The following is a 14,183-nucleotide window of genomic DNA, read 5'->3' as shown; positions in this document are numbered from 1 at the left end:
AAATTAATCCAAAAGCTACCTGAATCACCGGACAAAAACAAGCCAGCGCTTTATCTTCTGAACACTGAATTATGAACTACAATTAAATAAGTCTGTTTTGTACTAATCCTCCCGATTCTCGCTAAAGAAAAGGCTTATTAAACAGGATAAGAGGAATGGCCCAGCTAAAAATTGCTGTTATTGATGATGCAACCATGATCCGTGATCTGGTTAAAAAGTTTATACGCCAAAATTTCGTAGACGCTAAGGTTTTTGAAGCTGACAATGGCCAAAATGCAATGAAATTGCTCAAACGTCAACCGGTAGACCTCATTCTTTGCGACTGGGAAATGCCGGAAATGAATGGAGAAGAACTACTACGCTGGGCTAGAACTCAGGAGCATCTCAAAAACAAACCCTTCATCATGGTAACCAGCAGAGGAGATAAAGAATATGTACAAAAAGCCATCGCAGCACAAGTCAGCGATTATCTGGTAAAGCCCTTTAATACCAAGCAGTTTCTGGAAAAAATTTATAAGTCGTTTAAACGCCATGGCGTCAACATTGCCAGAAGCGCCTTTATCAATGCTCCTCAATACATACAGAATACTTCGCAAACCTCTCCTAAAAAGCCCCCTACAGGTATGGGCGGGGATTCTCTGGCTGTATTAACGGCAGGACGAACGACTCAGGCTGCACCCAACAGCAAGAAACCGCAAAAGCCGATGGCCAAAGGAATCGCTTTATTGCGCACACCGGAGGGAGAAGTTCGATGTGCGCTTAAGCAACTGGACCTAAACCATATGGTGGGAGTATTTAAAGCCGAAGAACATTTGCCAAGGCTACTGGATCAGGTATCTATGGATCTTGAATTTCATCATAACAACGACAAAAAGGTTGTCAGAATCAACGGCTTTATTCTATCGATGAAAGCACTTGAGCCCAGACCAGACTGTGAACGACTTCAGGTAACGGTACGTTTCGTCGATGAAGACCCTCAAAAGCGCGCCCTGATTTCTGAATATGTCGGCTTGTTTTCGTAAATGATTTTAACTAAATGTATCAGGCACAATTCATATACTGAGCAATTGAAACATGTTGATTATTATCGCTCGACTCTTTCGAGAAAAGCTTAATATCATCAACGGTATCCATAATTTTCTGTGCTTTATCCAATACAACGTTGCCCGCTTCGGTAACACCCACTAAAGCCTTGCCATTGCGAGAAAAAATCTCAATCCCTAACTCTTCTTCGAGTAAACGCAACTGTTTACTTACTCCCGGTTGTGAAGTATACAAACGTTGCGATGCCTGGGTAATATTCAAACCGCACTCTTTGATCGCCAAAATAAACCGAAGTTGTTGTAATTTCATTTTTCCCCCTTATAAAACATCTAGAAACTGATGCTCGAATTGTTTTAAAACATGCCACAAAAATAAATACCAATGCACAAGAATACGTATGCAGATTCATACTCGAGTATGAAAATTCTAAGCTGCGAACTCATGTACACCGCTAACAGAACGACCTGAAGGGTCGGCGTTTTCAGTAAAAGCTTTATCCCATGCGAGAGCTTCTTTGGTACTGCATGCAACCGACTTGCCACCAGGAACAGTCGCTGCGGCAGCGTTTGATGGAAATTTCTCTGCGAATATTTTTCTATACAATAAGCCTTCTTTGGTATCAGGAGTATTTATCGGATAATCGATAATCGCGCGTTCCATTTCCAGATCAGTAATTTGCTCTTCCGCAAACGCTTTTAGCGAGTCGATCCATGAATAGCCGACACCATCAGAAAACTGCTCTTTTTGACGCCATAGAATTTCTTCGGGCAGATAGCCTTCAAATGCCTCCCGCAAAATGTGCTTTTCTACTTTCCCACCACCACACATCTTAGCTTCCGGACTAATAGTCATCGCTATATCAAGAAACTTTCGATCCAGAAAAGGTACTCTCGCCTCCACTCCCCAGGCAGCCATCGATTTATTCGCTCGCAGACAGTCAAACTGGTAAAGCCTTTCCAACTTCCTGACCGTTTCTTCATGAAACTCTTTTGCGTTCGGCGCTTTATGAAAATAAAGATAACCGCCGAAAACTTCATCAGCCCCTTCCCCAGAAAGGACCATTTTAATTCCCATGGATTTAATTTTTCTTGCCATAAGAAACATCGGAGTAGATGCTCTCACAGTAGTTACGTCATAGGTTTCCAGGTGATAAATAACATCGGCTAAAGCATCAATTCCTTGCTGTATAGTGAAATTGATTTCGTGATGAATGGTTCCAATTTTATCCGCGACTTTTTGTGCCGCTAACAAATCAGGAGAACCTTTCAAACCAACTGCAAATGAATGAAGTTGTGGCCACCAGGCCGGTGACTTTTGATCGTCCTCTACCCGTTTAGTTGCATTAAGTTGAGCAATAGCGGAAATAATTGATGAGTCAAGACCGCCAGAAAGCAACACGCCATAAGGAACATCAGACATCATGTGTTTTTTGACTGACTCAATTAGAGCCTCACTAATTGACTTAGGATCAGCGACTTGATTTTTTACAATATCATAATCTTTCCATGCGGGAGCATAGTAAGGCTTTATTGCTCCTTGCTGGCTATCCCAATAATGCCCGGGAGGGAAGCTATGAACTTCGATACACACCTCATTCAACGACTTCATTTCAGATGCGACATACAATCTCCGTTCTTGATCAAAACCGTAATATAGGGGAATAATGCCCACCGGATCCCTTGCTATCAGATATCGCTTTTCAGAATCATCATAAAGAATAAAAGCAAACATACCCTCAAGCTGATTCAGGCGAAACTCTATCTGAGCTTCAGTAACCATACCCTCACGGCGGTCGTCTGCATATAGACCCAGAATGACTTCACAATCTGACTGAGTCTGAAATTGATAGTCAGACACTTCTTGGGCAGCCAATGTTTTGTAATTGTAAATTTCGCCATTTACCAGTAGCGCAAGATATCCCTGCTCATTTAGCAAGGGTTGTTCACCACTATTTATATCTACAATAGCAAGGCGTTCATGGACCAATATTGCTTCCTCACCAGTCCATATCCCGGACCAATCAGGTCCTCGATGTCTCTGTTTCTTGGACTGCGCCAAAGCCAGATTTCGCAATGATTGAAAATCTTGCTGAGTTTGACCCTTAATATCCAAAATACCGAAAATCGAACACATTTCTTCATCTGCCTGCTTACTGACTCACTCTATATTTCAAGGAGTCTGATTAATTTATTCGCTAAATCTCGCCTTTAATCGTATGTTCCCTAAACGAGATAGTGATATTTAACGAGCTACGCAATCGAATCATTAAACAAAACACGACAAAAATAAACAGATCAAAACAAAAACAAGCAAGAAGGTGAATATTATTTAATTTTAAGCTAATATTTAACCAAATCATTAATAATTTGCCGTAAATATCATGAAAAAACATCAGATCGTCAAATCACCAGTAAAAGAAGAGTTGATGCAACTCGATGATTTAGATAGAAAAATTCTCAACGAATTGATTGAAGATGCAAGAATTCCCTATGCAGAGCTGGCAAAGCGCCACAAAGTAAGCCCTGCAACTATCCATGTTCGAATCGAAAAAATGAAAGTTGCCGGTATCATCACTGGAACCCAGCTAAAAGTTCAGCCCAAGAAGCTGGGTTACGACGTGTGCTGCTATATCGGCATCAACCTGAATAGCGCGGGCGACTATCCTGAGGTCATCGATCGATTAAAAGAAATTGATGAAGTTGTCGAAGCCCACTATACCACTGGAAAATTTAGCATATTTATAAAAGTCAGATGTCACTCGATTGATGACTTACAGTGGGTCCTTATCGGAAAGATTCAATCGATAGAAAAAATCAGTGCTACTGAAACTCTGGTATCTCTACAAAACCCGATTGAAAGAACTATAAAAGTATAGAAAAATTCAAATTTTAGAAACCATATATAACTGACTCAACATACATCAGCTCACATGCACCACTTCCAGTATCATCTCTTCTTAGGGAACTTATCCAGCGCCAGCCATCGTCCGCATCAACTCGAATAAGCTTCCCGCTTAACTCTACAACCTCACCCACTGGAATTGCGTTTAATTGGCTTTCAATATCTGCATCCATGGGTACCATGTGCATATTAGCGCTACTTAAGGATACTTCTGCCAAGGGAATAGGGCTGCTATTATTCCTGGTTTGCCAGCGATACCATCGACCTGACTGTGAAATCTTGAAATGCTCAATAACGCTTTCATCAGACATCTTTCCCCACCCAAGCGCCAGATCTACGGGAGACAAATCCGCTTCTCTTCCCAAATAATAATTTTCCTTTGACAAAACTTTGGCTTTGATTTTGAAGTTTGCCAAGGGGGTTAAAATATAGCCATTGAACCTAAAAGGCGCAGCACCTTTAATATTCTCCTGTTCAGGCATATCGGGAGCAGAAACGCCAGGTCCATAAGTTATCTCCGGTTTATTGAGTATAACGATTTTAATAAACAGTAGAGTTACGACGACGGCGATAACAGACTTTTTCATTTTATGGTATTCTAAATTTATTGCAGTAATCTAATTATAATCCAATAATTACCCCTTCTGCTTAAAGATACAGGCTCAACTTTTATGTGCGGCGCTATTGGAAGAGTTATTGATAATCCATTTGTTAAAGCATTGATGGATCTGCTAAATATCAAGTTCCAAACCGAAACGGATTATAATATTAGACCCAATGCCAGAATTCCAATAGCAATAGGAAAGCAAGGAAAACCGGTCGGAGTCGAAGCCAGTTGGTGGTTATTTCAAACAATGACTGAAAACGGCTTTTCTTATGATAAGCGCTATAGATCTTTTAATACTCGTAAGGAAAAACTTTTTACCAATCGCAAATATGAGTTTGCCCATCAGCGCTGCGTCATACCTGCCAGCTTTTTTTATGAATGGAATGGGAAACGTTTTAAAATTGAACCTACTGATAGCGCAATCGCATTTGGCGGTATCTATAGAATGTGGCCAGTTAAAAATGAATCCAAACACTACTCCTGTTCAATTATCACCCTCCCCGCTCACCGAAAGTTTATCCACATCCATGATAACTCATTTCCTTTGATGTTGTTGCCAGAAGAAATTACCCCATGGCTAGATGATGGCTTTCACGATATAAATTACTGGCAAGACACCTTAAAAACAAAAATAAGATTTGATTTAAAAGTCACTCCAGTCGACAAAAAAAATCCAATATTTGCGGTGGGAAAAAGTCAGATAATTTATGCTGATTAACCGTCTTAATTTTTTAATTTATCAGCTTTTCAGGTGCTTTAATTCAACTTTTTCAAACTTTAGAAAAGCAAAGCCGAGCATGCCAACAAGCAAAGGATTAGTAATATCAGCCTGACCAAAAGAGAAAACAAGTTGCGATATTTCCTGTATTAAGACTATGACGACTAGTATCAGTATGTTTTTTATTTTCTCCGGAAAAATAAGATTTAGCCAGAATAACAGACTACCGTAAACAAAGAATAACTTAAGAACGAGCTGCGTATTGACCCAAAGAGAACCATTAAGAAATGAGCCTAGAGGTAACCAGTTAAAACTGGAGATAAACATTTTTGTATGGAAAGGATAAAACTCCATAATAATAAGAGCAAAAAGAAGTAATAGAATATTAATTTTTGCCAGCTCAACCTTTTCAAATTTTCTGGTGAGAACAATACCAAATAGAAGACCGGCCATCATTCCCAGTAGCCAGGTAAAACTAATATCCACGTGAGGTATTAGTATTTTTAAGATTATAAATCCAACTCCAACCAGCCCTAAAACAATAGCACTTTTTCTAACTAAAAAGTAATCCTGTAGCAATCGATAAAATGTAAACCAGAAAATTGACTGAATGAAAAACTGAGAAAAAGAAAATCGCTCCAGATCGATAAGCTGAACAAGATGATTTTCCAGAGTAACCAGATCAGTAGCTAAAAAGAAGGGAAAAAGCTGCACTAGCCCCCAAACCGACACTAAAAAGGCTGGAATCGCATATTGAGAAAACCAATATTTTCCACCATTTCCTTTTTTTGATAAAAAGTACTCTAGCCAGATTGCAACAAGCAGACCAACAATAACTCCCCAACAATTATATAGTACATCGGCTGCAGTCGGTACGCGTCTCGGCGTAAAAAATTGAACTATTTGTAAAAGATAGGCAAATGAGCATGCAGCCAATAACACCCAAAGTGCTCGAGTCAGAATGACGATCTGAGAGTTGTATTTTTTTGCGGGCCTGGGGCAAAGCAATAAGCCGATAAATCCAATCGGAATAAAGGTGAGGAGATTGCTCAGTCTGTCACCATTAGTCGTCCTCTGCGAAACCTGAGTTCCCCAGTCTAACCACTCTATTTGTTCAAGATTTGGCCACACAAACTGAAATGGATACAAAGTGCCATAAATAATGGTAGCCATTAAAACTAACAAGATAGAACGCATAATATCCTTTAGCGAAATCCGTCATGTTTGCTATGAGTCTTATCTACTTATCTGACGTAGCTTCGTCAGCTGTACTTTACTAACTCAATTTTAAATTTGAATCATACTAGAGCAATTATCTGGTTGAAACAATGGTAATCATTACCTTAGGCTAATTCCTCGTAATGCCCTCCCATCAAAAAGCGTCAACTTCTATTTTGATGATGCTATGAAAGCCAACAGCAAGGGACGACAAAAAACGAATAAATTTATGCTCAGATGCCGTATACAACATAACTTTCAAATATATTCCTTTGTTCAACCGAAAAATTATGAAACAAATAAAAGATCGTCCTATACTCAGTTCTGATTTATCCTCGGAAACAATGAGATGCATGTCTCTGATAATAAATTAGATCTCCAACCTGTTTTTATACCTTCTTTCCAATATTAATAATATGAAAATTACAGCTTTAACGACAATCCTTGGACTTGCGACGACATTAGCAGGAGGGATAGGCACAGCCATTGCCTCACCCAAACAGACGTATAAACTTCCCCACATTGCGCCCGAATCAGGAAAGACAATCAAGATTGATGGTTCTATCAATGAGTCAAGTTGGGAAAACGCCTTAAAAGTTGAACTCAATTTTGAGACCAGCCCCGGTGAAAACGTAACGCCACCGGTAAGAACACTCGTATATTTAATGGAAGATGGTCAAAATCTCTACGTAGCTTTCAACGCTGAAGACCCTGAACCAGAAAAAATAAGGAATTATCTGAGTGATCGGGACAGTATTTGGGAAAGTGACTTTGTTGGCGTAAAGTTTGATACATTTGGAGAATCCAAGAAAGCATTTCAGTTTTTTGTTAATGCGGCAGGAGTACAAGCTGACGCAACTCAGGAAGATTTTGTTGGAGATGACTCCAGCTGGGATGCAATCTGGGACAGTGCCGGTCAGGTCAACGACTCAGGCTATCAGGTTGAAATGGCAATTCCATTCCGTGCGCTGCGCTTCCCCGAAACTAATGATGCTCAATCATGGCCAATGGAACTCCTGCGATTTTATCCTAGAGAGCACCGCCACCGCATAGCCAACACTCCGGTTGACAGAGATATAGCTTGCCAGATTTGCCAGTTTGATCAATTGGTAGGAATGAAAAATATTAAGCCATCCAAAAACCTGGTGCTTGCGCCTACATTGGTTGCGCTAAGAGCAGATAGCAGAGAGCCATTTGCCAATTGGAAAAGTGGTGATGTTGAAAGTGAAGCAAGTCTGGATATTCGCTGGGGCATTACTCAGGATACCGTTCTCAATGCAACGATTAATCCTGACTTCTCTCAAGTTGAAGCTGATGCAGCACAAATCGATGTGAATAATCCTTTTACCTTATTTCTGAGTGAAAAACGACCTTTCTTTTTAGACGGAGCAGACTATTTTAATTCGATGGAAAATCTTGTATACACAAGAAATATTATACAACCCGATTTTGGCGCCAAAGTGAGCGGACAAATCGATGGACATAGCTTTGGATTTATTTCGGTCGACGACCAATTTACCAACATCATCTTACCCGGCAGACTAAGCTCAGACATTGCTCAAATACGCAACTCGGCGGACTCCCCAAAAGTAGACTCGCATAATTTAATTGCTCGATACTCTTACGATCTTGGAAACAAAAACTACCTGGGCTTTGTAAATACTGACAGACGTGCAGACGGCTACTCAAACCAGGTTAATGCTTTCGATGGAAAATACTGGTTTGATCAATACCACTCCATAAACGCTCAATACATTTCTACCGATACCGAAAATCCTCGGCAACTGATTGAAGATTTCAATCTGGCTGAACAGCAGAGCGGCGATGCGCTTGTTGTAAGGTTCCGACATGACTCTCGCAATTGGTGGGGTTATATTAACTACATGGAATATGATAAAGACTTTCGAGCTGATCTGGGATTTATTAGTCAGGTGGGATATGACAAAAAAATCTTAGGCCTGCATCATCGTTGGTACCCGTCAGAGAAAGACAGCTGGTGGACACAAATTGAGTTTGGTGGAGACTGGGATGAGACTTTTGACTACAACGGAAAAATGCTCGAACAGGAAACTGAGGGTAGACTAAGCATATCGGGTAAACATCAATCCCAATTCGTTGCAGGATTTGTTGTAAGGGACAAACTTTGGGAGCCAGAAATTGCAACTGAAGAGGGAATTTTGTTCGACGAATCTTTTTATTTTTTCGGCGCATCACTTAAACCTTTAAGTGGATTAACTTTAGTTCTGGACCATGATAGAGGCGACTTTATCGACTATGAAAACGGTGAGCTTGGCAAACGGGTGGGATACTACCCAAGTATCGACTGGCAATTAAATCAGCATTTAAACTTTCGTCTAGATTATCAACACGTCGATTTTGACAATAGCAGTGGTAATCTTTTCGTTGCCAAAGTTTCTAACTTTAGAACCACTTATCAAATGAATATTCGCAGCTATTTACGTTTAACGATTCAATCTTTTGAGTTAGATTCCAATAACCCGAGAAAAGATAAAAGTAGCCAGTTACTTTATTCCTATAAGCTCAATCCTCAGACTTTATTTTTTGCCGGATATTCAGATGCTGGATTCAGAGACGAGATGAGTAGTCGTCTATTCAAGACAAACCGTTCGGTGTTTATGAAGTTTTCTTACGCGCTGCAGCTCTAGGAAATTTATTACTTATTAATTTAGCCTTTACTCTGATCGATTAACTCAATACCAAACCATTCCATTGCTTGCTCAAATGTTGAGAATGTTCTGGTTTGCCAGGAGGTGTCTTCAAGAAGTATGTCGTAAAGAGTTGCTCTTGCCGTTCCTGACTCATAATCAGATACAATACTGGCATTCATTCTACCGGGAAAACTGATTGCCAATGCTCGTATGTAGGCAGCCAGTTCCTTAACATCATCTGCATTGATTTCTGCAGAATCAATTTGTGACCAGTCACCGATGACATAGCGAACGTTCTCGAACCGGCGATCTTCCCCCACACGCTGCGCTTCTTCGATAAGTTCCTGTCCAGAAACGTCTCCGGAATAGCATGTATGCAATAGCCTGGAGGTTCGCCAGTTATGCTTTATTGTCATGTCTCAATTCACTCCAGAAACTTACTCTTTTGATTCAAATAAGCGTCTAATTCGGTTTTTCAAATAGGGTATCACTTCACGTTCAAACCAGGGATTTTTCTTCAACCAGATGTTATTTCGCGGACTCGGGTGCGGCAGTGGCAAAATCTCTGGTAAATAGCTTTCCCAGGCCTTGACTGTTTCGGTAAGAGTCTTCTTTCGCCGATCTGCTAGATAATAAGTGTGGGCATACTGTCCAATAGCCAGTATCAGCTCAACTTTAGGAATCAGGGGCAGCAATCTGGGGTGCCAATAAGTGGAACACTCTTTTCTCGGTGGCAAATCTCCTCTCGTACCTCTTCCTGGATAACAAAATGCCATAGGAATAATCGCAATTTTAGACTCATTGTAAAAAAGCTCAGAATCAACTCCCATCCACTGCCGCAATCGCTCACCGCTGGGGTCATTAAAGGGGATCGAAGTCTTATGAACCCTGATACCGGGAGCCTGACCGGCAACAATCAATCTGGCGCTCTGCTGTGCTCTAACAACCGGATTTGCTCCCAGAGGCAGACTGGCCTCACACAAGCGGCAACCTTCAATCCGCTTTATCAGCTCACTTAATAAATCGACGGGTTGACTCATAGAAAGTTATAGATGCCATCAAGAAAGGTTAATTTTGTTAACTTATTGTTTAAAAAATGTGCGTAACTATAGTAGCATGAATCAATGCATGGTCTATAAATAGAGGTTGTTATGTCTCTCAATCGAACGCTAACCGTATCTGTTATTGTAGTAACTGCATTATTGAGCTTCTCGGGCTGTGGCGGTGGTGGAGGCTTGAATGACACTCCTGACCCGAGCACTTCAACCTCATGGACCCAGGGCGTTTTTGCCGATGAATCACAGTTTAAAAACCTGTGCCAGTCTCCCCGAAGCGGCACCGACTTAAATGGAGACGCATTTCCTGATATTCAGGGTACGACAGCCCATGAAAATCACTTTTTGCGCTCCTGGAGTAACAATACTTACCTCTGGTACAGCGAAATACCGGATTTAAACCCTAACTTATACGACTCACCAACAGACTATTTTGCGCTGTTGAAAACTTCTGCGACGACTCAATCTGGCTCGGCCAAGGATAATTTTCATTTTTATATGGATACCGCTGAGTACCAACAACTAACCCAGTCAGGGGTTTCGGTAAGCTATGGTATCGAATGGGAGCTCGTCAGCTCTACTCCACCCAGAGAGCTCTATATTCGCTATATAGAGCCAGGCTCACCGGCTGATGCAATTGCGCTAGGACTTTCACGCGGAGCTCAAATTACCCACATCGACGGTGTTGATGTAGAAAATGCAAATACACAGGCGGGAGTCAATACATTAAATGCGGGTCTTTTCCCTTCTGAAAGCGGTGAATCGCATACATTTACAGTGCTTGATGTCGGCTCCGTTCAACCACGCGATGTAGTAATTCAAGCCAGTGAAGTAACCTATGATCCCGTTCCAATAGTCAATACTTTTGCCAGTGGCCAGGTTGGATATATCTTTTTCAATGACCACAATTTTGTTTCGGAAGATCGACTATATGAAGAAATGACAGCCATGTCGGAGGCAGGAGTTACCGATCTGATTCTGGATTTACGCTATAACGGAGGCGGACTCTTGTATATAGCCAGTCAGCTTGCCTACATGGTCGCGGGAGATACAGCAACCTCTGGAAAGACATTTGAAGAAATTCGCTTCAACGATAAATACCCGACGGTCAACCCTGTAACAGGACAGGCCCTTCAACCAACACCATTTTATAGCACTATCAGCCAGTACAGTGATAATTATACCCAGGGAACAGCGCTGCCAACCCTTAACCTGAGCCGAGTATTTATTCTCTCCACAGACAGTACCTGCAGCGCCAGTGAAGCGATAATCAATGGCTTAAGAGGGATCGATATTGAAGTCATCCTGGTCGGCACCACAACCTGCGGAAAGCCATACGGCTTCTACCCCACTGATAATTGTGGAACAACCTATTTCACCATCCAGTTCGATGGAATTAACGATAAAGGTGAAGGCGGCTATTCTGACGGTTTTTCACCGATCAATACCGTGGCCACCCCTGGAGTACTTATTACCGGATGCAGTGTTAATGATGATTTAACCTCAACCCTTGGAGAAATCAGTGATCCTCTGGTGTCAGCCGCGTTAAGCTACAGGACTAATGGTTCCTGCCCTGTAGCAGCAACTTCACCAAAGCGAACATATTCACCAACTTTAAAGAACAAGGCAGAAGCCGAAGGCTTAATCCTTGATTTACCGCTGAGACTCAATCAAAAAATTTATCTGGATCCAAACCGATAGTGGCTTTGTTGAGGCATTTCATCAACTTAATTGTGATGAACAGATTAGTTCTTTTACTCTTTTGTTGCGGCTCTTTGGCAAGCTGTAAAATCAGCTTGCCGGCCAATGCCAGACCAGCGCTAGTGGTTAACCTGAATGAACAGTCGCAACATGAACTGAAACAAGTCATCAGTAAAGCATTGAATGAAAGAAATGTTACCTTGGCGAAACAAGTATTCGTTGATAGCCATCGTCTGCTTATTCAGCGCAAAACAATAATGGGACCGGATGGACTACCGATACAAACAAGAGTGGACGAAGAACCCATTATTTTCGAGTTGTACAAGGCTGGCGATAGCTGCTATATCAAACGGGTAGATAATCAGTCGAATGAAGTCTATCTAATTCAATCTATTGAGTGTCGCCCCCGTTAGGAGAGACAAAAACCGATTAAGATTCAGCAGCATCTGGTGTTCTTAAGTATTTTTAATTCCAGCATTGTTTCCTTCCAGTGCTCTTTCTGCACGATAGCTTGATCGCACAAAAGGACCCGAAACAACTTCTTTAAATCCCAGCTCCAGTCCCCATTGTCGATAACGATCAAACTCTTCCGGAGTCACATAACGTTCAATCGGCAGATGGTTTTCCGTTGGGCGTAGGTACTGCCCAAAAGTCACTATATCGAGGTTAATTTCACGCAAATCCCGCATGGTTTGCATAATTTCCTCATCGGTTTCGCCTAAACCCAGCATCAGACTGGTTTTGGTCAGAATATCCGGGCGATACTTCTTCGAATGAGCCAATAGATTCATAGTGGTTTCATAGCTAGCCCGAGGATCACGAACGGGATGGGTTAGCCTTTTTACTGTTTCCAGGTTCTGTGCAAATACTTTGATACCTGAATCGAGAACCTTTTCCAGGTCATTCAAGTTGCCCTTAAAATCGGGCGTTAAGGTCTCGACATTAATGGTAGGACTAGCCTTGATGATGGCACGTACACAATCGGCATAATGTTGAGCGCCACCATCTTCGAGGTCATCGCGATCGACCGAGGTCAATACAACATATTTCAATCCAGTAGCAGCAACCGAATCTGCTGCATTTTGTGGCTCGTCTTTATCAAGCCAGCCTTTGGGGTTTCCGGTATCTACCGCGCAAAACTTACAAGCTCGAGTACAAACAGAGCCCATTAACATGATAGTTGCGGTGCCATGACTCCAGCATTCTCCCATATTGGGGCACATTGACTCTTCACAGACAGTCGCGAGGCGATTAGTTCGAACATTAGCTTTCATTTGCTGATACTTGCCGCCATTGGGTAGCTGTACTTTGAGCCACGATGGCTTTCTCCCCATAGGTCGGGAAGACGAATTTGCGGTAGCTTTTATGCCATTCTTTATCGCTCGAAAACCCTGCTCTGTTTCGAACTTGCTTCCCGATTTTATTGCTTTACCCTCAGGCTTGAATACTATGGGAATACGCTTATTGTCTTCCAAATTTCACCTCTAAATCTATTCAACCCGGCCCACTGCACATCACCGCCATTGCCGGTCGGCGCCAATTATCCACATTTGGAGGCTATCTGCCTAGTCAAAAAGGTTATTTTCTAACCACCTGGGGTGAGAATACTGCAACTGCCGACAAATTGCGGTAACTAGCGGATTTTCTATTTCCGCCAGACTTTCCGGTCCTCCGAGCGCAGCAAGCTGAGTGACTTCCATTCCGGCATAGCCGCAAGGGTTGATTCTCTTAAAGGGCTCCAGATCCATATTAACATTTAGTGCCAGGCCATGAAATGAAGAGCCCTTACGGATACGAAGACCGAGTGAACAGACTTTTTTGTCCTCAACATAAACTCCGGGTGCATCGGCTCGAGGAGCACTGTTAATGCCAAATCCAGCCAAAGTATCAACAACAGCCTGTTCTATCGCCGTAACCAGCTGCCTCACTCCTAGCTTTTTACGACGTAAGTCAATTAAAAAATAGGCGACTTGCTGGCCCGGACCGTGATAGGTCACCTGACCTCCGCGATCAACCTGAACGACAGGAATATTACCGGGCATTAAAATATGCTCTGCTTTCCCTGCCTGACCTTGGGTAAACACGGCATCATGCTCCACTAACCAAAGTTCGTCCGCGGTCATTTTGTCTCGTGAGTCAGCAAATCGCTGCATTGCTTGCCAAACAGGAACATAGGGCTGCCTGCTTAGCTGACGAATAAACAGCTGCTCGGTCAATATGTTTTCGTCAAAATCAATGTAAGCACTCACTATAAACAAAACCCTTATTTT

At 42.0% G+C, this 14,183-nt stretch carries 14 protein-coding genes; 6 read left to right on the top strand and 8 right to left on the bottom strand.

Features of this window, described 5'->3' with window-relative positions; genetic code table 11:
* The first annotated feature begins 155 nt into the window (after window positions 1-155).
* The gene (locus IYN84_RS11580; protein WP_196139374.1) at window positions 156-1,022 is read left to right on the top strand and encodes a response regulator; all 867 of its coding nucleotides are present in this window, start codon (window positions 156-158) and stop codon (window positions 1,020-1,022) included.
* 19 nt (window positions 1,023-1,041) lie between these two features.
* Here IYN84_RS11580 and IYN84_RS11575 read toward each other — a convergent pair whose 3' ends face one another.
* Window positions 1,042-1,353, bottom strand: coding sequence for a LysR family transcriptional regulator (locus IYN84_RS11575; RefSeq protein ID WP_196139373.1), 312 nt, complete (start codon window positions 1,351-1,353; stop codon window positions 1,042-1,044).
* A 117-nt stretch (window positions 1,354-1,470) separates the two neighbouring features.
* Window positions 1,471-3,177, bottom strand: a complete 1,707-nt coding sequence (asnB, locus tag IYN84_RS11570; protein WP_196139372.1) for an asparagine synthase B — start codon at window positions 3,175-3,177, stop codon at window positions 1,471-1,473.
* Between the two features lie 247 nt (window positions 3,178-3,424).
* Here asnB and asnC point away from each other — a divergent pair, with 247 nt between their 5' ends.
* On the top strand, window positions 3,425-3,919 hold the full coding sequence (gene asnC, locus IYN84_RS11565; RefSeq protein WP_196139371.1) for a transcriptional regulator AsnC: 495 nt from the start codon (window positions 3,425-3,427) through the stop codon (window positions 3,917-3,919).
* 13 nt (window positions 3,920-3,932) lie between these two features.
* Here asnC and IYN84_RS11560 read toward each other — a convergent pair whose 3' ends face one another.
* Window positions 3,933-4,532 carry a hypothetical protein gene (locus IYN84_RS11560; RefSeq protein ID WP_196139370.1) on the bottom strand — a complete coding sequence of 200 codons (600 nt, stop codon included), beginning with the start codon at window positions 4,530-4,532 and terminating at the stop codon, window positions 3,933-3,935.
* Between the two features lie 84 nt (window positions 4,533-4,616).
* Between IYN84_RS11560 and IYN84_RS11555 the strand changes: the two genes are divergently transcribed.
* Window positions 4,617-5,270 (top strand): SOS response-associated peptidase family protein, encoded by a 654-nt coding sequence (locus tag IYN84_RS11555; protein WP_196139369.1) that lies wholly within the window; start codon window positions 4,617-4,619, stop codon window positions 5,268-5,270.
* A gap of 21 nt (window positions 5,271-5,291) precedes the next feature.
* Here IYN84_RS11555 and IYN84_RS11550 read toward each other — a convergent pair whose 3' ends face one another.
* Entirely contained in the window at window positions 5,292-6,443 is a 1,152-nt protein-coding gene (locus IYN84_RS11550; protein ID WP_196139368.1) for a VanZ family protein, read from the bottom strand.
* Window positions 6,444-6,904: 461 nt separating this feature from the next.
* Here IYN84_RS11550 and IYN84_RS11545 point away from each other — a divergent pair, with 461 nt between their 5' ends.
* A complete protein-coding gene (locus IYN84_RS11545; RefSeq protein ID WP_196139367.1) occupies window positions 6,905-9,154 on the top strand; it encodes a carbohydrate binding family 9 domain-containing protein in 2,250 nt (749 codons plus the stop codon).
* A 20-nt stretch (window positions 9,155-9,174) separates the two neighbouring features.
* Here IYN84_RS11545 and IYN84_RS11540 read toward each other — a convergent pair whose 3' ends face one another.
* A complete protein-coding gene (locus tag IYN84_RS11540) occupies window positions 9,175-9,573 on the bottom strand; it encodes a hypothetical protein (RefSeq protein ID WP_196139366.1) in 399 nt (132 codons plus the stop codon).
* A gap of 21 nt (window positions 9,574-9,594) precedes the next feature.
* A complete protein-coding gene (locus IYN84_RS11535) occupies window positions 9,595-10,197 on the bottom strand; it encodes a uracil-DNA glycosylase family protein (protein WP_196139365.1) in 603 nt (200 codons plus the stop codon).
* Between the two features lie 111 nt (window positions 10,198-10,308).
* Here IYN84_RS11535 and IYN84_RS11530 point away from each other — a divergent pair, with 111 nt between their 5' ends.
* Both IYN84_RS11530 and IYN84_RS11525 read left to right on the top strand, forming a co-directional pair.
* A complete protein-coding gene (locus tag IYN84_RS11530) occupies window positions 10,309-11,913 on the top strand; it encodes a S41 family peptidase (RefSeq protein ID WP_196139364.1) in 1,605 nt (534 codons plus the stop codon).
* Window positions 11,914-11,948: 35 nt separating this feature from the next.
* Entirely contained in the window at window positions 11,949-12,326 is a 378-nt protein-coding gene (locus tag IYN84_RS11525; protein WP_196139363.1) for a hypothetical protein, read from the top strand.
* Between the two features lie 42 nt (window positions 12,327-12,368).
* Here IYN84_RS11525 and lipA read toward each other — a convergent pair whose 3' ends face one another.
* Both lipA and lipB read right to left on the bottom strand, forming a co-directional pair.
* Window positions 12,369-13,388 carry a lipoyl synthase gene (lipA, locus tag IYN84_RS11520; protein ID WP_210330424.1) on the bottom strand — a complete coding sequence of 340 codons (1,020 nt, stop codon included), beginning with the start codon at window positions 13,386-13,388 and terminating at the stop codon, window positions 12,369-12,371.
* A gap of 90 nt (window positions 13,389-13,478) precedes the next feature.
* The gene (lipB, locus tag IYN84_RS11515) at window positions 13,479-14,066 is read right to left on the bottom strand and encodes a lipoyl(octanoyl) transferase LipB (protein ID WP_246722912.1); all 588 of its coding nucleotides are present in this window, start codon (window positions 14,064-14,066) and stop codon (window positions 13,479-13,481) included.
* Window positions 14,067-14,183 lie beyond the last annotated feature (117 nt).

The organism is Aliikangiella sp. G2MR2-5 (genome assembly GCF_015687155.1).
GTDB lineage: Bacteria > Pseudomonadota > Gammaproteobacteria > Enterobacterales > Kangiellaceae > Aliikangiella.
Note: the sequence above shows the minus strand (reverse complement) of the source record. Positions and strands in the feature narration are given on the sequence as shown.

What these genes read in the sequence shown, in the direction of transcription:
- asnC (WP_196139371.1), top strand. Translation starts at nt 3,425, where the DNA reads ATGAAAAAACATCAGATCGTCAAATCACCAGTAAAAGAAGAGTTGATG.
- IYN84_RS11545 (WP_196139367.1), top strand. Translation starts at nt 6,905, where the DNA reads ATGAAAATTACAGCTTTAACGACAATCCTTGGACTTGCGACGACATTA.
- IYN84_RS11580 (WP_196139374.1), top strand. Translation starts at nt 156, where the DNA reads ATGGCCCAGCTAAAAATTGCTGTTATTGATGATGCAACCATGATCCGT.
- IYN84_RS11550 (WP_196139368.1), bottom strand. Translation starts at nt 6,443, where the DNA reads ATGGCTACCATTATTTATGGCACTTTGTATCCATTTCAGTTTGTGTGG.
- IYN84_RS11525 (WP_196139363.1), top strand. Translation starts at nt 11,949, where the DNA reads ATGAACAGATTAGTTCTTTTACTCTTTTGTTGCGGCTCTTTGGCAAGC.
- IYN84_RS11575 (WP_196139373.1), bottom strand. Translation starts at nt 1,353, where the DNA reads ATGAAATTACAACAACTTCGGTTTATTTTGGCGATCAAAGAGTGCGGT.
- lipB (WP_246722912.1), bottom strand. Translation starts at nt 14,066, where the DNA reads ATGCAGCGATTTGCTGACTCACGAGACAAAATGACCGCGGACGAACTT.
- IYN84_RS11555 (WP_196139369.1), top strand. Translation starts at nt 4,617, where the DNA reads ATGTGCGGCGCTATTGGAAGAGTTATTGATAATCCATTTGTTAAAGCA.
- IYN84_RS11560 (WP_196139370.1), bottom strand. Translation starts at nt 4,532, where the DNA reads ATGAAAAAGTCTGTTATCGCCGTCGTCGTAACTCTACTGTTTATTAAA.
- IYN84_RS11535 (WP_196139365.1), bottom strand. Translation starts at nt 10,197, where the DNA reads ATGAGTCAACCCGTCGATTTATTAAGTGAGCTGATAAAGCGGATTGAA.
- IYN84_RS11540 (WP_196139366.1), bottom strand. Translation starts at nt 9,573, where the DNA reads ATGACAATAAAGCATAACTGGCGAACCTCCAGGCTATTGCATACATGC.
- IYN84_RS11530 (WP_196139364.1), top strand. Translation starts at nt 10,309, where the DNA reads ATGTCTCTCAATCGAACGCTAACCGTATCTGTTATTGTAGTAACTGCA.
- asnB (WP_196139372.1), bottom strand. Translation starts at nt 3,177, where the DNA reads ATGTGTTCGATTTTCGGTATTTTGGATATTAAGGGTCAAACTCAGCAA.